This is a genomic window from Roseinatronobacter sp. NSM, from assembly GCF_052379845.1.
In the GTDB taxonomy this organism is placed as follows: Bacteria; Pseudomonadota; Alphaproteobacteria; order Rhodobacterales; family Rhodobacteraceae; genus Roseinatronobacter.
On the sequence record NZ_JBQTCF010000001.1, the window covers coordinates 1 to 18612 of the forward strand.

Annotated in this window: 13 protein-coding genes; 8 read left to right on the plus strand and 5 right to left on the minus strand. The window is 62.0% G+C overall.

What is annotated here, in order from left to right:
* Positions 1-212 precede the first annotated feature (212 nt).
* Positions 213-2414 carry a DEAD/DEAH box helicase gene (locus ACTZWY_RS00005; protein ID WP_444788615.1) on the plus strand — a complete coding sequence of 734 codons (2202 nt, stop codon included), beginning with the start codon at positions 213-215 and terminating at the stop codon, positions 2412-2414.
* 72 nt (positions 2415-2486) lie between these two features.
* Here the strand turns inward: ACTZWY_RS00005 and ACTZWY_RS00010 are convergent, their stop codons facing one another.
* Positions 2487-4766 (minus strand): xanthine dehydrogenase family protein molybdopterin-binding subunit, encoded by a 2280-nt coding sequence (locus tag ACTZWY_RS00010; RefSeq protein WP_444788616.1) that lies wholly within the window; start codon positions 4764-4766, stop codon positions 2487-2489.
* 100 nt (positions 4767-4866) lie between these two features.
* On the opposite strand from ACTZWY_RS00010, the gene ACTZWY_RS00015 reads away from it, so the two are divergent.
* From ACTZWY_RS00015 to ACTZWY_RS00035, 5 genes are all read left to right on the plus strand, one after another.
* Positions 4867-5931 (plus strand): PstS family phosphate ABC transporter substrate-binding protein, encoded by a 1065-nt coding sequence (locus ACTZWY_RS00015; RefSeq protein WP_444788617.1) that lies wholly within the window; start codon positions 4867-4869, stop codon positions 5929-5931.
* A gap of 75 nt (positions 5932-6006) precedes the next feature.
* A complete protein-coding gene (locus tag ACTZWY_RS00020; RefSeq protein ID WP_444788618.1) occupies positions 6007-8628 on the plus strand; it encodes an ABC transporter permease subunit in 2622 nt (873 codons plus the stop codon).
* A gap of 21 nt (positions 8629-8649) precedes the next feature.
* The gene (pstA, locus tag ACTZWY_RS00025) at positions 8650-10398 is read left to right on the plus strand and encodes a phosphate ABC transporter permease PstA (protein ID WP_444788619.1); all 1749 of its coding nucleotides are present in this window, start codon (positions 8650-8652) and stop codon (positions 10396-10398) included.
* Between the two features lie 9 nt (positions 10399-10407).
* Complete coding sequence (gene pstB / locus ACTZWY_RS00030) at positions 10408-11214, plus strand: phosphate ABC transporter ATP-binding protein PstB (RefSeq protein WP_444788620.1); 807 nt, start codon at positions 10408-10410, stop codon at positions 11212-11214.
* A gap of 6 nt (positions 11215-11220) precedes the next feature.
* Complete coding sequence (locus ACTZWY_RS00035; protein WP_444788621.1) at positions 11221-12285, plus strand: ATP-binding protein; 1065 nt, start codon at positions 11221-11223, stop codon at positions 12283-12285.
* A 13-nt stretch (positions 12286-12298) separates the two neighbouring features.
* Here the strand turns inward: ACTZWY_RS00035 and ACTZWY_RS00040 are convergent, their stop codons facing one another.
* The 3 genes from ACTZWY_RS00040 to ACTZWY_RS00050 are packed head-to-tail and all read right to left on the minus strand — an operon-like array spanning position 12299 to position 15713.
* Positions 12299-13504, minus strand: a complete 1206-nt coding sequence (locus ACTZWY_RS00040; protein WP_444788622.1) for a mandelate racemase/muconate lactonizing enzyme family protein — start codon at positions 13502-13504, stop codon at positions 12299-12301.
* Positions 13505-13557: 53 nt separating this feature from the next.
* The gene (locus ACTZWY_RS00045; protein ID WP_444788623.1) at positions 13558-14274 is read right to left on the minus strand and encodes a FadR/GntR family transcriptional regulator; all 717 of its coding nucleotides are present in this window, start codon (positions 14272-14274) and stop codon (positions 13558-13560) included.
* The gene (locus ACTZWY_RS00050; RefSeq protein WP_444788624.1) at positions 14271-15713 is read right to left on the minus strand and encodes an FAD-binding oxidoreductase; all 1443 of its coding nucleotides are present in this window, start codon (positions 15711-15713) and stop codon (positions 14271-14273) included. Before ACTZWY_RS00050 ends, ACTZWY_RS00045 begins: the two co-directional genes overlap by 4 nt.
* A 112-nt stretch (positions 15714-15825) precedes the next feature.
* Between ACTZWY_RS00050 and denD the strand changes: the two genes are divergently transcribed.
* Together denD and ACTZWY_RS00060 are read left to right on the plus strand one after the other, a co-directional pair.
* A complete protein-coding gene (gene denD / locus ACTZWY_RS00055) occupies positions 15826-16809 on the plus strand; it encodes a D-erythronate dehydrogenase (RefSeq protein WP_444788625.1) in 984 nt (327 codons plus the stop codon).
* A complete protein-coding gene (locus ACTZWY_RS00060) occupies positions 16806-17684 on the plus strand; it encodes an NAD(P)-dependent oxidoreductase (RefSeq protein ID WP_444788626.1) in 879 nt (292 codons plus the stop codon). The genes denD and ACTZWY_RS00060 overlap by 4 nt, the downstream gene beginning before the upstream one ends.
* Before the next feature lie 57 nt (positions 17685-17741).
* Here ACTZWY_RS00060 and ACTZWY_RS00065 read toward each other — a convergent pair whose 3' ends face one another.
* Positions 17742-18611, minus strand: a complete 870-nt coding sequence (locus ACTZWY_RS00065) for an amidohydrolase family protein (protein ID WP_444788627.1) — start codon at positions 18609-18611, stop codon at positions 17742-17744.
* Between the last annotated feature and the right edge of the window lies 1 nt (position 18612).

Genomic DNA, 18612 nt, shown 5'->3' on the forward strand with positions numbered 1-18612 from the left:
CCCCATCCGCACTGTCCGCGGCGCAGGATATGCCATCGGCGGGTAGCCACCGGGACAGGGGCCTGCGGGACAGGGGCCTGCGGAAAAATTGACGGGCTTGCGCTGATTCGGGCATATACTTTCGTGCTGATTCCGGTTAAGGGCGAGGGTCTTGTGTCGTTTCGGCGACCGCCCCCGGCGTGATGCGCCGCTATCCATGGAAATTTCCTGCTATGATCTCTCCCCTGTCCGAGGCGCTTGCAGAGCGCGGTTTTGACATTCTTACCCCTGTCCAGCAAGCGGTGACCGCGCCTGAAATCGGGTCCGAGGACCTGTTGGTGTCGGCACAGACAGGATCGGGCAAGACTGTCGGTTTTGGTCTGGCCATTGCGCCAACGCTGCTGGGGGATGCGGTGCAATTCGGGCCGGCGGCGCTGCCTTTGGCGCTGGTTGTGGCACCCACGCGCGAACTTGCCTTTCAGGTCATGCGTGAATTGACGTGGCTTTATGCCCGCACTGGCGCGGTTGTCACATCCTGCGTGGGGGGCATGGACATTCGCACCGAACGCCGCGCGCTGGAACGCGGGGCGCATATTGTGGTGGGCACACCGGGGCGTTTGCGCGACCATATCGAACGCAACGCGCTGGATTTGAGCGAGATTCAGGCCATTGTGCTGGACGAAGCCGATGAAATGCTGGATCTGGGGTTCCGCGAAGATCTGGAATTCATGCTGGGTCAAGCGCCGGTTGAACGGCGCACCTTGATGTTTTCGGCAACTGTGTCGCCCATGATTGCCAAGCTGGCCAAGCAATACCAACGCGATGCCAAGCGCATCAGCACCCTTGGCAGCAGCGACCAGCATGCCGATATTTCCTATCAGGCGCTGCGCGTTTCCGCGTCTGACAGTGAACATGCGATTTTCAACCTGCTGCGGTTTCACGAAGACCAAAGCGCGATTGTGTTTGCCAATACCCGCGCCGCTGTCAGCCACCTGACTGCGCGTCTGGCCAATCGCGGGCTGGCAACTGTCAGCCTGTCGGGCGAACTAAGCCAGAGCGAGCGCACACATGCCTTGCAGGCCATGCGCGACGGGCGGGCGCGGGTTTGTGTGGCCACGGATGTGGCCGCGCGCGGGATTGACCTGCCGAACCTGAATCTGGTGATTCATGCAGATTTGCCCACCAACACCGAAAGCCTGCTGCACAGGTCCGGCCGCACAGGCCGCGCAGGCCGCAAGGGGATTTCGGCGCTGATTGTGCCGCCCAAGGCTGTGGGCAAGGCCGAACGCCTGCTGAAATGGGCAAAAATCACGGCGGAATGGACAGTTGCGCCCTCGGTCGAGGATGTGTTGCGCAAGGATGAAGAACGCCTGCTGTCAGACCCTGTCTGGTCAGAACCCGTGACGGACGAACAGGCCGCTTTCGCCCAGAAGCTGTTGGGATTGCACACCCCCGACGTGATTGCCGCAGCCTATCTGCGGTTGTTTCAATCCCGCCATGCCGCCCCCGAAGAATTGCGCGCGCCCGACAGCAAACCGGCTGCGCGCGAACACCGTGAATTCGGGCCAAGCCGGTGGTTTTCATTGTCCGTGGGCCGTGATGACCGCGCCGAAGCGCGTTGGCTGCTGCCCTTGTTGTGTCGCGCCGGCAATCTGGAAAAAGCCGCCATCGGCGCGATCCGGGTGCAGAACACCGAAACCCTTGTCGAAATTGCGGAAAGCAGCGCAGCGGGGTTTCTGGCCGCACTTGGGCCGGATGGCGTGCTGGAAGACGGTGTAACCGCGCGCCCAGCCGATGGCCCGCCCAGTGGCGCGCCCACGGGTGACAGGCCGCGCGCTGGGGCACGCCCGCCCCGCGATCGGGGTTTTGATACGAAACCCAAGCCGCGTGAAGCGGGCCTTGCGCGCAGTGACCGCGCAGTGACACCCAAGCGCGACGCCCCCCCCCGGCCAAAGCCCGCCTATGATGCGGCCCCGCCTGCACCGCGCGCCAAGCCCGCCTATGACCCTGACGCGGCCCCGGCTGCGCGGCCGAAGCCGTCCTTTGACGCGGCACCCCTGCCGGAAGGGGAGCGCAAGCCCCGCCATAAGGGTAAACCTGCCGCAGCGGATGCAAAACGTCCGCCGCGTGCGGCAGGCGCAGAGGGGCGGTCTGCCGGGTTCAAGTCGCATGGTGCAAAACCCGCCCCGCGCAGCAAGGACAAACCTGAACGGTTCGACCCCGCCGCAAAACCGGCGTCAAAACCTGCGGGAAAAACCTGGCAAAAACCTGATGGCAAGCCCAAAGGCCGCCCCGCCGCCGCGCCCGCTGATGCGCGCGACAGTTCCAAACGCTTTACCCCGCCCGGCATGGCCAAGGCAGATGCCCGCAAGCCCCGCAAACCGGGGGCAGGCCCCCGGCCCGGTGGGCGCGATGCGCCACGGCGCGGGAAATAACCGCATCAGTCAGAGCAGTGTGTTCAAAATGGAAAAACCCGCATCCTTCATGCCGAAGGACGCGGGTTTTTCTTATGCGTTGGCAGGCTGGCACAAACGCCAGATGCGTTCCGGCGTCAGTGGCATCTGGATGTCAGTGCCCAACCCCGGTTCCAACGCATCCTGCACCGCGTTGACCACAGCGGCAATGGCCCCCACTGTGCCCGCTTCACCGCAGCCCTTCAGGCCCAGCGGGTTGCCCTTGGCGGGAACCGGCACGGAATGAAACCGGATGGCGGGCATGTCTGTGGCGCGGGGCATGGCGTAATCCATGAAGCTGCCTGTCAGGGGCTGGCCCTGATCGTCGAACACGACCTGTTCACAAATGGCCTGTCCCAGCCCTTGGGCGATGCCGCCGTGAACCTGCCCCTGCACCAGTTGCGGGTTCAGCAGATTGCCGAAATCATCGACTGCCGTGTAGCTTAGGACCTGCAGCGCGCCTGTTTCGGGGTCCAGTTCCACTTCTGCCAGATGGGCCCCATTGGGGTAGGAACGCGCGTCCAGCTTGGCGCTGCCCGCATGTTGCAGCAAATCCGCGCGCCCCTGACTGCGCGCCAGATCAGCGGCTTCGATCAGGGTCAGGGTGCGGTTGGACCCCGGCGCGCGGAAGCTGCCTTCGTCGAACCCCACATCCGCGCCCAGTTCGGGGGCCAGAAATTCCGTAAACGCTGCCACCATCTGCCCCACTGTGGCCAGTGTCGCATTTGTCTGCACCGTGACCGAGCGCGAGCCCCCCGTGCCGCCGCCTTTGGCAATGCGGTCGCTGTCGCCTTGCACAACATGGATCGCATCAAGGGGAATGCCGGTCTGGTCTGACAGGAACTGTGCGAAAACGGTTTCATGGCCTTGTCCGTTGGATTGTGTGCCGATCATCAGCGACACGGTTCCGTCGTCGTTGAAGGCGATTTCGGCATTCTCGGACGGGTTGCCCATGATGCTTTCGATATAATAGCATAAGCCCAGCCCGCGCTTGCGCCCGCGTGCTTCGCTTTGCGCGCGGCGTGCGGGAAACCCTGCCACATCGGCGTGTTTGCGCGCGTCCCCCAGCAGGCGTGCAAATTCCCCTTCCTGAATGTGGTCCCCTGCGACTGTGGCATAGGGAAAGGCACCGGGCGCGATGAAATTGCGCGCGCGCAATTCGAACGGGCATATCCCCAACTGGCGCGCGGCCTTGTCCATCAGGCGTTCCAGAACAGTAATTGCTTCGGGCCTGCCAGCGCCGCGATAGGCGTCCACTTGTGTGGTGTTGGTGTATATGCCGCGGGTATGGATGAAGGTTGCGGGAATGTCATAGGCCCCTGTTGCCACCATGGAAAACAGCTGCGATTGAATGCCTTGGGCAAATTCCGAATTCCACGCCCCCAGATTGGACCAGTTTTCCACCCGGTAGCCCAGAATGCGCCCGTCCGCGTCCAGTGCCAGTTCCGCATGGGACCGCAAATCACGCCCGGCATTGTCCGACACGATGGCATCAGACCTGTCTGGTGCCCATCTGACCGGACGCCCCAGCGCCTTGGCGGCATGGGCGATGACGAAATATTCGGGATAGGGCATGCCCTTCATGCCGAACCCGCCGCCAACATCGGGGGTTGTCACGCGCACATCCTGCGCGCGCAGGTCCAGCATTTTGGCCAGCCGTTCCTTCATGACCCAGACACCCTGTCCGCCAAAACAGAAATGCAGCCGCGCGCCGTCCCATTGGGCATAGGCCCCGCGCGGTTCCATCGACGCGGCCAGCAGGCGGGGTTGCTCCACAGTTATGGAGATGCGGTGTGGGGCATGTTCAAACGCTGCCTGCACGGCGGTTTCATCGCCCACCGCCCAGTCATAGGCGATATTGTCTGGCGCTTGCGGGTGGATTTGTGGCCCGCCCGGCGCAAGGTCAAGATGGGCGGGCAGGGGGGCTATATCAAGTTCGATCAATTCCGCCACATCGCGGGCCTGTGCAAGGGTGTCGGCCACCACCATGGCCACCGCTTCACCCACAAAGGTAACGCGCTCGCGGGCCAGTAGCGGGCGGGGGGGATTCGCGCCTGTGCTTCCGTCTCGGTTTGTGCGCAGGCTGGCTTCCATGGGCTGGGTGATCCCCGCCGCTGCCAGAGCCGCCGCGTCCAGAACCGCATGCACGCCCGGCGCGCCTTGTGCGGCAGACAGGTCCAGTGTCAGGATGCGGCCATGGGCCACCGGCGCGCGCAAGAAGACGGCATGCAGCGCGTCCTTCGGGGCCGCGTCATCCAGAAAGTTGCCCGCGCCCGTCAGCAGGCGTGTGTCTTCACGGCGTGGGACGGATTGGCTTTTTCCGAATGCTGTCATGATATCCTCCAGTTATTGCGGTTCCGGGCAGACCCTAGCGGGGAGTTCGGAACCATACCACTGGTTTATAGCCCGCGATTTGCGGCCCGACACAGGAATAATGCCACTTCATGACAATTGTCATATTCCCGTTACATGCCAGCCCTATCAGGACCGTGTTGATGAACCGCCCGAAGCGGGCAAACCAGAGGACCGATTTATGCGCACATCCTTTTCACTTTCTCTTGCCGCCTCTGCGCTGGCACTTGCCGCCGGTGCCGCACAGGCACAGAATGTTGACCCGAACCTGCCAGAATATCAGGCCGCTTCGGGTGTGTCGGGTAACCTGACCTCGATCGGGTCGGACACGCTCAACAACCTGATGACGCTGTGGTCTGAAGGGTTCCGCAGCTTCTACCCGAATGTTGCCATCCAGATTCAGGGTGCCGGTTCGGGCACTGCCCCGCCCGCACTGGTCGAAGGCACAGCCCAGTTCGGCCCGATGTCGCGTGCGATGCGCGGCTCCGAGATCGAAGAATTCGAAGCGCGCTACGGCTATGAGCCGATCCCGCTGCGCGGCGCGATTGATGCGCTGGGTGTGTTCGTGCACCGCGACAACCCCGTTGAATGTCTGAGCCTGCAGGAAGTTGACGCCATCTTCTCGTCGACACGCGCTGGCGGTGCTGATGAAGCCATCACCACATGGGGCCAGGTTGGTCTGGAAGGCGAATGGGCAGACCGTCCTATCGCCATGTATGGCCGCAACTCGGCTTCGGGGACCTATGGGTATTTCAAGGACGTGGCATTGTTTGGTGGCGACTATAGCCCCGAAGTGCGCGAACAGCCCGGTTCCTCGACTGTGATCCAGGGTGTTGCTGCGGATATTGGCGGCATCGGTTACTCGGGTGTCGGCTATGGCACCGCAGACGTGAAAGCGATCCAACTGCGTGGCATTGACGGCGAATGCTACAGCACTGAAGATGCCCCCTCGGGCAACTACGCGCTGGCCCGTTTCCTGTATGTGTACATGAACGTGGACCCCAATGCCGAGATGGAACCGCTGCGCGCTGAATTCGTGCGCTACGTTTACAGCCAGCAAGGCCAGCAAGATGTTGTGCGCGCAGGCTTCTTCCCTGTCGTGCAGATGATTGCAGATCAGGATCTGGAATTGTTTGGTCTGAACTAAGGTTTTGACCTGAACGGGTGGGGCGGCATTTGTCGCCCTGCCCATTTTTTATTTTCAACGTGATGGACACGCAACATGAGCGATATGGCCCCCACCACCAGTGAACGCGGCGCGGCGGCGCAAAAACGGCGCATGACCACGCGCACCAGTGTGGTTCTTGGCGAAAAACTTGCGGGCGGTATCATCACTGTCGGCGGCCTGATGGTGATTGTTGCTGTTCTGGGGATCATGGTGTTCCTGTTTCGCGTGGTCGCGCCCCTGATGGGGGGGGGCGTGGTGGATGGGACTGTGCGCCACCAACTGGACCTTCCGGGTAATGTTGTCTGGGCAAACAGCGATGAATTCCAGACTTTGGCGACGCTGGTTGACACGGGCGGAACGGCGCTGACCTTCCATATTCCCAGTGGCACCGAAGTCGCCCGCGAGGTTCTGGATTTCGGCACGTCGCCGGTGACATCCGTTGCGGGCACATTGGAACGCGACCGCGTGGCTTTCGGGTTCGAGGACGGGACAGTGCGCTTTGCAACCATCGGGTTCAACAGCACCGCCACGTCGCGCAACCGCATGCCAAGCGGCCTGACCCGGATTGATGCGCGTGACCAGATGCTTGACGGGTTTGTCTATACGCAGGTGGGAACAGGCGACTTCCGCACCAATTCCGCGAATATCGAATTGCGTACGGTTGAACAGGTGTCGGACCTGCCCATCATCGCGCTGGATTACCGCATCGGTGGCACAGTGGAACGCCCCACCATTGCCTTTGCAACCGTTGACGCATCAGGGCAGGTGCGGGTCAGCCAGTCGCGTGTGCAAATCAACATGATGACGGGGCAGGAAACAGTCACCACCACCACGACCGACCTGCCGCCCCTTGGCATGGGCGCGGATGAAACGATCACGGGTATTTTGATGTCGGGCACCGGGGACCGTGCCATGGTGGCCACGGATGCGGGGTTTATTTACCGCTATGACCTGCGCAACATGAACGCCCCGTCCCTGGCCGAACGCCGCCGCGTTGCCGATGATGGTGTGGGCGTGACCGCATTGACATTCCTGACCGCCGAGGATGCGCTGGTTGTGGGCACCGAAGATGGGGGGGTCGCGGTGTGGTTCCGCCTGCAAACCGGCACCACCAACACAACAGACGGGCGCGAGATGGTCCGCGCGCGCGTGCATGCGCCGTTGCCTGCGGCCATTACGGACCTGTCTGAATCGCAGCGCTCCAAGGAATTTGTGGCGACTGATGCGGCGGGCAATGTGTGGGTGTATCATTCCACCTCGGATCAGGTGCTGTTCCGGTTCGAACGCTCCGGCGAGGTGTCGGATGATGTGCAGGCCATGTTGTTTCCACGCGCTGACGGGGTTTTGCTGGTCAATGACGCCGCCGAGGTCGAGGCTTGGCAATACACGCAAAAACACCCCGAAGTGACGCTGAAAGTGCTGTTCGGCAAGATATGGTATGAAGGCTATGGTGACCCCGAGTATATTTGGCAATCCACCGCCGGAACCGACCTGTCCGAACCGAAATATTCGCTTGTCCCGCTGATTTTCGGCACATTCAAGGCTGCGTTTTACGCCATGATCTTTGCTGTGCCCATCGCGCTGATGGCTGCGATCTATACATCGGAATTCGTGGATAAGCGTGTGCGCGGAACTGTCAAGCCGATGATGGAAATGATGGAATCGCTGCCGACAGTGGTTCTGGGTTTCATCGCGGCACTGGTTCTGGCGCCCTTGGTGGAAGAATGGATTGGCGCGGTTCTGCTGGGCTTCTTCGCGCTGCCCATGGGGTTGATGATCGGCGCGTTTGTCTGGCAGACACTGCCCGCGCAAACCGCGCTGAAATATGACGGCTTCCCCAAGTTCACGCTGATGGGGCTGTCCATTCTGGTGACGGCGTGGATTGCGGCGCAATTGGGCACTACGCTGGAACAGGTCCTGTTCTATGGGGACTTCAAACAATGGACGACCGGGCGCATTGGCACGGGCACGCCCTTCATGTTCCTGATCCTGCTGCCGCTGTCGTATTTTGTCACCGCATGGACCTTTCGCAAGCAATTCGGGCACCATTACCGCGACCTTATTGCGGGGCTGGACAGATCGCGCGCGGGCATGGTGGATGCGGGGCGCTGGATTGTGCTGCTGGCGCTGGCGATGGTGCTGTCGTTGCTTGTCGCGCTGGCGCTGACCACCATTGGCTATGACCCGCGCGGCAGTTTCATTGACAGCTATCAACAACGTAATGCGCTTGTGGTCGGGTTCATCATGGCGTTTGCGGTGATCCCCAACATCTATACCCTCGCCGAAGATGCGTTGAATTCCGTTCCCGGCCATCTGCGCGCCGCGTCACTGGCTTGCGGGGCAACGCCGTGGCAAACTGCGCGCTGGGTCATTTTGCCGACTGCGGCATCAGGGGTGTTTTCGGCAGTCATGATGGGCATGGGGCGTGCTGTGGGGGAAACCATGATCGTGGTCATGGCCGCGGGCAACACGCCGATCATGGAGTGGAACATCTTTTCGGGGCTGCGCACCCTGTCTGCCAATATCGCGATCGAACTGCCCGAGGCGGTGAAGGATGGCACGAATTACCGTGTGCTGTTCCTTGCTGCGCTGACGCTGTTTGTCATGACCTTCATCATCAATACAGGCGCGGAGTTGATCCGCCAGCGCTTCCGCAAGCGCGCCTTCAATCTGTAATATCAAGGCTTGGGGACAGATATGACCAGCTTGAACGAACAACATCCTCCTGCCTCGGGGGCGGCCGGTGCGGCCAGTGTGGCCGCGCGGCAAGCCGTGGCACCGCGTAATCGCAGGCGCTATTCGGCGGACCTGTCGGCGTTGGGGGAACCTGCGCTTTGGGGGTTTGGCGGGGCCCTGGCGCTGGGCATCATCCTGATTGCCGGGTTCCTGATGGTGGTGCTGTATAACGGCGCGACCACCTTCTGGCCCAAACCCATTGACCGCGTGGAACTGACTGACGGCACCGTGATTGCAGGTGTGGAACGGCGCGGCACCATCTTTCGCCCGGACCTGCCGCGCCTGACCGATGAGCAGCGCGCCGAGGTGGAGGGCAATGACGGCTTTGCCTACCGCACATTGTATCAGACTGCGAATTTTGACCTGTATGGCGATGATTTCCGCTGGGTTGCCGATTTCGAGGTGGCAGACGTCACCCAGCCGCGGGATTTTTACTATTTTGAACGTCAGGTCTGGGGGGTGTTTGTCGGGCGTATTGCGGCGATGCAGATTGCAGGCCAGCAAATGGACTATGACCCCGCCGTGTTTCGCCGCGAACAGGCGGCTGCGCGCGACCGCTTCCGCGAGATCCGCCGGATTGAGCGCAGCGAGATTGGGCGCATCAACAACCTGATTGAACGTGAACGCCTGAACCAGCGCCGCGCCGTGCTGCGTCAGGGCGAAGCGGATGCCGCGCCCGTTATCGCCGAATCCCAGTCCCGCATTGCCGAATTGCAGGCCGAATATGCCGTGCTGCAAGCCCGCGTGGACGAAGTGCGCGCGCTGGATCGCGGGTTCCGTGTCACGCTGGAAGAAGTCGGCGGGCGCACCATTGAACCCGAAATCAGCCAGATCGTGCGCTATTACCCTGCAAATGCACTAAGTATTTCCGACAAGATGGGCATATACATATCGCGCTGGTGGGAATTCGTGTCGTCCGAACCGCGCGAGGCGAACACTCAGGGCGGCGTGCTGCCTGCCATTTTCGGCACCGTGGCCATGACGCTGCTGATGGTCATTTTTGTGGCCCCTTTCGGGGTCATCACCGCGCTGTATTTACGCGAATATGCCAAGCAGGGGCGCATCACGTCGATTGTCCGCATATCTGTCAACAATCTGGCCGGTGTGCCGTCAATTGTTTACGGGGTCTTCGGTCTGGGCTTCTTTGCCTATACGATGGGCGGCACAATCGACCAGTTATTCTATCCTGAAAACCTGCCCAACCCGACATTTGGCAAAGGTGGTATTTTGTGGGCGTCGCTGACGCTGGCCTTGCTGACCGTGCCTGTTGTCATCGTCGCCACAGAAGAAGCGCTGGCGGCTGTGCCACGCTCCATGCGCGAAGGGTCGCTGGCCTGCGGGGCGTCCAAATGGCAGACCATCCGCTATGTGGTGCTGCCAAAGGCCCTGCCGGGTATCATGACAGGCATGATTCTGGCCATGGCGCGCGGCGCAGGCGAGGTGGCCCCGCTGATGTTGGTGGGCGTTGTGAAACTGGCCCCCGCATTGCCCATCGATGCCTTTTACCCCTTCATTCACCTTGATCGCAGCTTCATGCATCTGGGCTTTCACATTTTCGATGTGGGTTTCCAGTCGCGCAATTCCGAAGCCGGCAAGCCCATGGTGTTTGTTACCACGCTGCTGTTGCTGGCCCTGATCGTCGCCATGAACGCAACTGCCATCATTGTCCGCAATCGCCTGAAGCGTAAATACGCAACTGGCCAGTTCTAAGAGTGACCCATGGACACAATCGAATTCGAACCGACCGCCTATCATATCAAGAAATCCGATGCAGGCACCGCGCTTGAAATCAGTGATTTCAACCTGTGGTATGGCCAGAAACAAGCCTTGTTCGACAACAACCTTGAAATCCAGAAAGGGCAGGTCACGTCGCTGATCGGCCCATCGGGTTGCGGGAAATCCACGTTGCTGCGCTGCCTGAACCGGATGAATGATCTGGTGGATGATCTGCGCATCGAAGGGCGGATCACTGTTGACGGTTTCGATATCTACGCCAAGGGCGTGGATGTCATTGCGCTGCGCAAGCGTATGGGCATGGTGTTTCAAAAGCCCAACCCCTTTGCAATGTCGATTTATGACAATATCACCTATCCGCTGCGGGTGGACGGGGTGACGAAAAAATCCATACTGGATGAAACCGTGGAACGCGCCCTGCAACAGGCCGCGCTGTGGAAAGAGGTGAAGGACCGGCTGAATGACAGCGCGCTGGGCCTGTCGGGCGGGCAGCAACAGCGCCTGTGTATTGCGCGCGCGGTCGCGTCCGACCCCGAAGTGTTGCTGATGGATGAACCCTGTTCCGCGCTGGACCCCATTGCCACAGCCCGGATCGAGGAATTGATCGAAGACCTGAAGGGCACCTATTCCATTGTGATCGTCACGCATTCCATGGCACAGGCCGCGCGTGTGTCGGACAACACCGCCTTCATGTATCTGGGCCATCTGGTGGAATTTGGCGATACCGACACCATTTTCACCAACCCGCAGAAATCACGCACCAATGATTATGTCACTGGCCGGTTCGGATAGCGCCTTATGTATGACGCGGCCACTACGGCGCTGATTGCGGCCCTGCCGCAGCCGGTCTTGTTGATCGACATGGCCGGTATTGTGAAAAGCGCGAACCCCAACGCCGTGGACCTGTTCGGGTCCCATATCAAAGGCGCGCAAATCCGCGCGCATTTACGCCAGCCTGATGTTGCGGGCATGCTGGACCGGGTGCTGGGCGGTGCGCACAGGGGCAGTGCGAATTTCATTTCCAGCGCGGGCAGCCGTGAAACGGTCTGGCATGTCACCGCGCGCCATGTCGATGACCGCACTGTAGTCCTGTCGCTGGGCGATGTGTCCGATATTGAAGCGGCCGAAGCGCAGCGGCGCGATTTTGTCGCCAATGTCAGCCATGAACTCCGCTCGCCGCTGACAGTGCTTTCGGGGTTTATCGAAACCTTGCAGGGGCCTGCGGGCGATGATGTGGTGGCGCGTGGCGAATTTCTGGCCATCATGGCAGATCAGGCCGAACGCATGACCGGCCTTGTTGCGGACCTGTTGTCGTTAAGCCGTGTGGAATCCACCGAAAAAATTCGCCCGCGCACAGTGACCTCCATCGATATGGTGCTGAAAGCCACCCTTGCCGCCCTGCGCCCCCAGATAGAGGCAGCGCAGATTACCATTTCCTATCAGGTCGCGCCGGATATTGCCGATATGCCGGGGGATTATGACCAATTGGTGCAGGTGTTCCATAACCTGATCGAAAACGCCATAAAATACGGCTATGGCGGCGGGCGGATTGATGTGACTGCGCAGCACATGCCCTCTATGCCGGGATTTGAAGGCGCGGTTTTGCGCGTCAGTATCCGCGATTATGGCGAAGGGATTGACCCTGTTCATATTCCGCGCCTGACAGAACGGTTTTACCGCGTGGACAAGGCCCGTTCGCGCGACAGCGGCGGCACGGGGCTGGGGCTGGCGATTGTCAAACATATCCTGAGCCGCCACCGTGGCAGGCTGATCATTCGTTCCGCCCAAGGGGAAGGCACCACATTTGACGTGGTTCTGCCCTGCATCCCGTCTGCGACCATATCAGACAACCCAGAGCAGTGAGCAGGGCGCGCGCCTACAGATCGGCTGCGCGCGTTATGCGGCGCGTGGTGGTGAATGCGCGGTCAAGTTCGGGGTTCAGGGCAAGCCCCAGCCCCGGACCGGGGGGAACAGTGATCTGGCCATCCATAACCTTGGGCAGGGCTGTGACCAGATCCCGATACCATGTGCGATAGAAGGCGCGCACGCTTTCTTGCACCAGCGCATTGGGCGCATTCAGCGACAGATGGGTGGACGCGGCCAGAACCACGGGCCCTGTGCAATCATGGGGCGCAACCGGCAGGTGCCACGCTTCGGCCATGGCGGCAATCTTGCGCGCCTCTGACAGGCCGCCGCACCAGCTTAGGTCCAGCATGACAACCCCCGCCGCGCCGGTTTCCAGCAAATCCCGAAACCCCCAGCGCGTGGCCAGTGTTTCTGACGCGCAAATGGGCGCCTTGGACGCTTGCGCATAGCGCGTCAGGCTGCCAAGGCTGTCCATGCGGATGGGGTCTTCGTGCCAGAAGGTGTTGAACGGTTCCAGCGCGCGGGCAATCTGGATGGCGGGCAAAAGCTGCCACATGGAATGAAATTCCACCAGGATATCCATCTTGTCGCCCACCGCGTTGCGTATTTTCTCAAAGGGGTGCAGGGCGGTTTTCAGGTCATCGGGCGCGATATACTGTCCGCGCGATTTTTCGGCGGCAATGTCAAAGGGCCATATTTTCATGGCCGTGATCCCGTCTTCCAGCAAGGACAAGGCCAGATCGTCGGCGCGGTGCAAGAAGGCATCAAGGTCGTCATAGGCGCGGGGCTGTCCGCCATGGCCCCAGTTGCCCACCTGCTGGCCGTCCGCGTTCTTGATGTAGTCCAGCCCCGCGCAGGTGTTATAGGTGCGGATGGACGGGCGCGTGAACCCGCCCAGCAACTGCGCGATGGGCTGGCCTGTGGCCTTGCCGAACACATCCCACAGCGCAATGTCAAACGCCGAATTGCCGCGCATTTCCGCCCCCGCTGACCGGCACCCCAGATAGCCCACCAGATCAGCGGCCAAGGCGTCAATCTGCAGCGGATTGCGATCAATCACGCGCGGGGCAATCCATTCATGCACATGCGCTTCGACTGTGGCTGCCCCGAAAAACGTCTCGCCCAGTCCGGTGATCCCTTCGTCAGTGTGCACTTCCAGCCACAGCAGATTCGGACGCTCCGCAATTCGGATGGTTTCAACGGCGGTAATCTTCATGCGGCACCTTTTTGTGTTGCTATATTTGGATTGCGGGAAGGGGGAGGGGCGCGTCAGTCGAACATTTCCAGCCGCAAGCCCACACGCTGCGCGCCCCCTGCCAGATGCGCGCGCATCGCTGCGCGTGCGGCCCGCGCATCGCGCGCGGCAATCGCGGCGTAGATTTCGCCATGTTCGCGTCTGGTCTGGGCGTGCAGCGCGTCCAGTGGAATTTCCGCGCGCGCGGCCAGAATGACATGCGCAATCCGGTCCGAAATGGCCGTCAGGAATTGCACGAAATAGGGGTTTCCGGTTGCCTGCGCCAGCGCGCGGTGGAAATCCAGATCCGCCGCAACCGAACTGTCGGCGCTGTCTTCGGGGGCGTCAAACCGGGCCAGCGCAGCGGTAATGCGCGCCAGATCGTCGGCGCTGCGGTGGCGGGCGGCAAGGGCTGCGGCTTCTATTTCAAGGGGGGCGCGCAGCTGGAACAGGTGCTGGAAGGCCCGGTTGTCCATGTCCTGCGCGCCGTCCAGCCGGATGGGGCGCGCCGTGGGGTCCACGACGAAGGCACCAGCGCCTTGCCGGGTTTCCACCAGCCCTTCGTTGCGCAACTGGGCAATGGCTTCGCGGATAACCGCGCGACTGACGCCAAATTCACGCGCCATCGCGGCTTCGGTCGGCAGGCGTGCGCCTGCCGCCAGCCCGTCCGCTTCGATTTGCGCCAGAAGATGCGCGGCAATGCGTGTCGAAAGCTGGGTGTTGCGGGAAAACGCGGTCATATCCGGGGTCATGTGACCGGCCCTTGCGCAGGCGAAAGCTGGCAATTCGGGTTCATGATCTGCGCGGGATCAATCGCGCGTTTGATCGCGTCCAGAAGATCGCGTTGTGTGGCTGGCAAGGCATCCTGAAAATCCGCGCGCTTCAACCGCCCGATTCCGTGTTCGGCGCTGATGGACCCGTCAAAGCGCGCCAGCACCTGATAAACCAGTTTCTTCGCGGCCTCGATCTGGTGATCTGGATCACCTTCGGGGGCGGGCAGCACGTTCAGATGCACATTGCCGTCGCCCACATGCCCGTAGGACACGCACACCGCCCCCGGCAGCGCGGCTGTAACTGCCGCTTCGGCAGCCGCCACAAATTCCGGCAGGCGGGACAAGGGCACGGACACATCGGTGCGCAAATGCCGCCCGCGCCGCGCCTGCCCTTCATTCATCCCTTCGCGGATTTGCCACAGCGCGCGGGCCTGCGTGTGTGATTGCGCAATCACCCCGTCGCGCACCAGCCCTTTTGAAAACGCCAGTTCCAAAAACCGCTCCATCAGGTCGGCCACATCCACCAGCCCCGACCCCGCAAGGTCCATCAGCACATAGGCGGGCGCGTCGGTGGCCATGGGAATGGACAAATCCGGCATGGCCTCTCTCGCCAGTGTGAACGCCAGCGGCGGCATGAATTCAAACGCCGACATCAGGTCGCAGCACTGGCGGCGGGCCAGCCGGAACAGGGACATCGCATCTTCCAGCCGGTCCAGCGCCAGCAGCGCGGTTGCGGTCTGTTCGGGCAGCGGGCCAAGTTTCAGTGTGGCCGCCGTGATCACGCCAAGCGTGCCTTCCGCGCCAATGAACACCTGTTTCAGATCAATGCCGCGATTGTCCTTGCGCAGCCGCGACCGCAAATCCAGCACGCGCCCGTCCGGCAGCACCACTTCCAGCCCCAACACCAGATCGCGCGTCATGCCGTAACGCAGCACATTCAGCCCGCCCGCATTGGTGGACAGGTTCCCGCCAATCTGGCAACTGCCCTGCGCGCCCAGCGCCAGCGGGAAAAACAGCCCCGCGTCGGCCAATCCGTCCTTCAGGGTTTGCAACACAACGCCTGCTTCCACCTCGGCGGTGAAATCATCGGCATCGATGCGGCGGATCCGGTTCATGCGTTCCAGACTTAGCACCACCTGCCGCGCAGGTGTGTCGGGCACAGCGCCCAGCACCAGCCCCGTGCGCCCGCCCTGGGGCACAACACCCACGCCCGTGGCCTGCGCGGCGCGCAAACACGCCGACACCTGCGCGGTGTCACGCGGGCGCAGCACCGCCAGCGCGCCTGATTGCACATCGCCGTGCCAGTCGCGGCAATAGGGGGCCATGTCAGGCCCGGTCAGAACCAGATCAGCGGCCAGTTCCGCGCCAAGGGCAGTGCGCAATAGTGCCAGCAAGGGCGCATCAGGCGGTGTTGTCATGTGTCAGGCTTCCGGCAAGGGGCGTTTTGGGCTTTGCTTTATAGATATGTCAGGTTATCAGACAAATTAATAGGAAAGCAAGCGCAAGACGCGCAGTAGGGAAGGGGCAAGAATGCATATTCTGATAACAGGCGCGGCCGGAATGGTCGGGCGCAAACTGACAGCGCGGCTGGTGGCGGATGGCGCGCTTGGGGGGCAGACCATCACGCAGCTGACACTTGCCGATGTGGTGGCGCCTGCGGCGCCTGCAGGGTTTGGCGGCAGTGCCGTCTGTGTGGCGTCCGATCTGGAACACCCCGACACCCCCGCCAAACTGATTGCCACGCGCCCTGATGTCGTGTTCCATCTGGCGGCGATCGTTTCCGCCGAGGCAGAGCAGGATTTCGACAAGGGCTACCGCATCAACCTGGACGCCACGCGCGGGCTGTTCGAGGCCATCCGACTGGCCCATCTGGCAGACGGCTATACCCCGCGCGTGGTGTTTGCATCCTCCATCGCGGTGGTGGGCGCGCCGATGCCGCACCCGATACCCGATGACTTTCATTGCACGCCATTAACCAGCTATGGCACGCAAAAGGCAATTTGCGAATTGCTGCTGGCCGATTACACGCGGCGCGGTTTTATGGATGCCATCGGCATACGGCTGCCCACGATCTGCATTCGCCCCGGTGCCCCCAACAAGGCCGCATCCGGGTTCTTTTCCAGCATCCTGCGCGAACCGTTGATCGGGCAGGATGCAATTTTGCCGGTGCCCGACACCATCCGCCATTGGCATGCCTCGCCGCGCGCGGCGGTGGGGTTCATGCTGCGCGGGGCGACAATGGACCTGTCGGCCCTTGGGGCACGGCGCAACCTGTCCATGCCCGGTCTTAGTGCGACAGTCGCTGAACAGATTGACGCATTGCGGCGCGTGGCGGGGGACAAGGCTGTGGCCCTGATCCGGCGCAAACCCGATGCCTTTATTACCGCCATGTGCGAAGGTTGGGCCACAGGGTTTGACGCGACACGCGCGCGCGCCTTGGGCTTTGTGGCCGAAAGCACCTTTGACGAAATTATCCGCATCCATATCGAGGATGAACTTGGGGGCCAGTTATGACCCTTCAACAAATCGCGTTTCTGGGCACGGGGTTGATGGGCGCGCCGATGGTGCGGCGCTTGCTGGGCGCAGGGTTTCGCGTGCGCGTCTGGAACCGCGACAGCGCCAAAGCGCGGGCGCTTGTCGCGGATGGCGCGGAACTGGCCGACACCCCCGCGCAGGCCGTGGCAGGCGCGGGGGTGGTGTTCACCATGCTGTCGGACGGGCCTGCGGTGGAGGATGTGCTGTTTGCACGCGGCACGGCCGGTCATCTGGCGGCGGGGGCGGTGGTGATCGACACATCCTCCATTGCGCCCGATCAGGCGCGCGCGCATGCCGCACACCTGGCCGCGCAAGGCACCCCGCATGTGGATTGTCCTGTTTCGGGCGGGGTGGCCGGGGCCGAAGCAGGCACATTGGCGCTTATGGCCGGTGGCGCAGCTGATGTGATTGCGCAACTGGCCCCTGTTCTTGCCCCTTTGGGGCGCGTTACGCATGTCGGCCCTTCCGGGGCGGGGCAGGTGTGCAAACTGGCCAACCAGCAGATTGTCGCCATCACCATTGCCGCTGTCGCCGAAGCCATGGTTCTGGTTCAGGCAGGCGGCGCAGATCGCGCGAAATTCCGGCAGGCCATTCGCGGCGGTTTTGCCGAAAGCCGGATACTGGACCTTCACGGCGGGCGTATGGTCGCGCGCGATTTCACCCCCGGCGGCCCGGCGCGCTTGCACCTGAAGGACCTGAACACTGTGGCCGCGCTGGCGCAGGCACAGGGCCTGACCCTGCCACAGACCGAAGCGGTGCGGCAGGCATTTTCGGATTTCGTGGCCAGCGGCGGGGGCGAGGATGACCACAGCGCCCTTCTGGTGCATCTGGAACGGATGAACCCCGCGCCGTAACACAGGGCCCCTTCGCATGGGGGCGCGGCGCAGGGTCGCGCGCCTGTATTGGGCGGCTTACTGCGCCCAATACAGGCGCGTGGGGTTATCCACGAGCAGCTTTTTCAGCGCCTCGGGCGTGGGGGCGATGCGCGCCAGCAAATCGACCAATGCGCCGTCATCTGGCATGTCCTTCTTGATGTTCGGGTGCGGCCAGTCGGTGCCCCACAGCACGCGGTCAGGAAAACGCGCAACCAGATCAGCGGCAAAAACCACCGCGTCATCATAGGGTGGGCCAGTGCGCGTTATGCGTTCGGCACCGCACACCTTGACCCAGAAACGCGGGTCTTCCATCAGGTCCAGCAGCATCTGATAGGCCGGTTGTTCCAGCCCCGCCGACGCATCGACCCGCCCCATATGGTCAATAACCAGTGTCACGGGCAGCGATTTCAGCACCGGTGCCAGTGTTTCAAGGCGGTTTGCGTCAAAATGCACCACCGCGTGCCAGCCCAGCGGCGCAATCCGCGCTGTCAGGTCGCGCACGGCGTCAAGGTCGGCATCCTGCCCCAGATGGGTGACAAAGTTGAAGCGAATACCGCGCACGCCGCCCTCATGCAGGGCGTGAAGCTCCGCATCTGTAATGTCGCGGCGCACCATGGCCACCCCGCGGCAGGTGCCGTTTGAATGGGCTATGGCGTCCAGCATGGCGGAATTATCCGTGCCGTGGCAACTGGCCTGCACCAGCACTGTGCGCGACAGGCCCAGTTTGGTGTGCAATTCGGTCAATGTGGCCCATGTGGCATCCACAGGGGTGTAGGTGCGTTCTGGCGCGAAGGGAAACTGTGCCGCAGGCCCGAACACATGGCAATGCGCATCACAGGCCCCTTCAGGAAGCACCAGTTTCGGGGTGGACGGGTTTGGGTGATAGGGCAGGTTTTGTGCAGTCATG

What these genes read in the sequence shown, in the direction of transcription:
- ACTZWY_RS00005 (WP_444788615.1), top strand. Translation starts at nt 213, where the DNA reads ATGATCTCTCCCCTGTCCGAGGCGCTTGCAGAGCGCGGTTTTGACATT.
- ACTZWY_RS00010 (WP_444788616.1), bottom strand. Translation starts at nt 4,766, where the DNA reads ATGACAGCATTCGGAAAAAGCCAATCCGTCCCACGCCGTGAAGACACA.
- ACTZWY_RS00015 (WP_444788617.1), top strand. Translation starts at nt 4,867, where the DNA reads ATGCCACTTCATGACAATTGTCATATTCCCGTTACATGCCAGCCCTAT.
- ACTZWY_RS00020 (WP_444788618.1), top strand. Translation starts at nt 6,007, where the DNA reads ATGAGCGATATGGCCCCCACCACCAGTGAACGCGGCGCGGCGGCGCAA.
- pstA (WP_444788619.1), top strand. Translation starts at nt 8,650, where the DNA reads ATGACCAGCTTGAACGAACAACATCCTCCTGCCTCGGGGGCGGCCGGT.
- pstB (WP_444788620.1), top strand. Translation starts at nt 10,408, where the DNA reads ATGGACACAATCGAATTCGAACCGACCGCCTATCATATCAAGAAATCC.
- ACTZWY_RS00035 (WP_444788621.1), top strand. Translation starts at nt 11,221, where the DNA reads ATGTATGACGCGGCCACTACGGCGCTGATTGCGGCCCTGCCGCAGCCG.
- ACTZWY_RS00040 (WP_444788622.1), bottom strand. Translation starts at nt 13,504, where the DNA reads ATGAAGATTACCGCCGTTGAAACCATCCGAATTGCGGAGCGTCCGAAT.
- ACTZWY_RS00045 (WP_444788623.1), bottom strand. Translation starts at nt 14,274, where the DNA reads ATGACCCCGGATATGACCGCGTTTTCCCGCAACACCCAGCTTTCGACA.
- ACTZWY_RS00050 (WP_444788624.1), bottom strand. Translation starts at nt 15,713, where the DNA reads ATGACAACACCGCCTGATGCGCCCTTGCTGGCACTATTGCGCACTGCC.
- denD (WP_444788625.1), top strand. Translation starts at nt 15,826, where the DNA reads ATGCATATTCTGATAACAGGCGCGGCCGGAATGGTCGGGCGCAAACTG.
- ACTZWY_RS00060 (WP_444788626.1), top strand. Translation starts at nt 16,806, where the DNA reads ATGACCCTTCAACAAATCGCGTTTCTGGGCACGGGGTTGATGGGCGCG.
- ACTZWY_RS00065 (WP_444788627.1), bottom strand. Translation starts at nt 18,611, where the DNA reads ATGACTGCACAAAACCTGCCCTATCACCCAAACCCGTCCACCCCGAAA.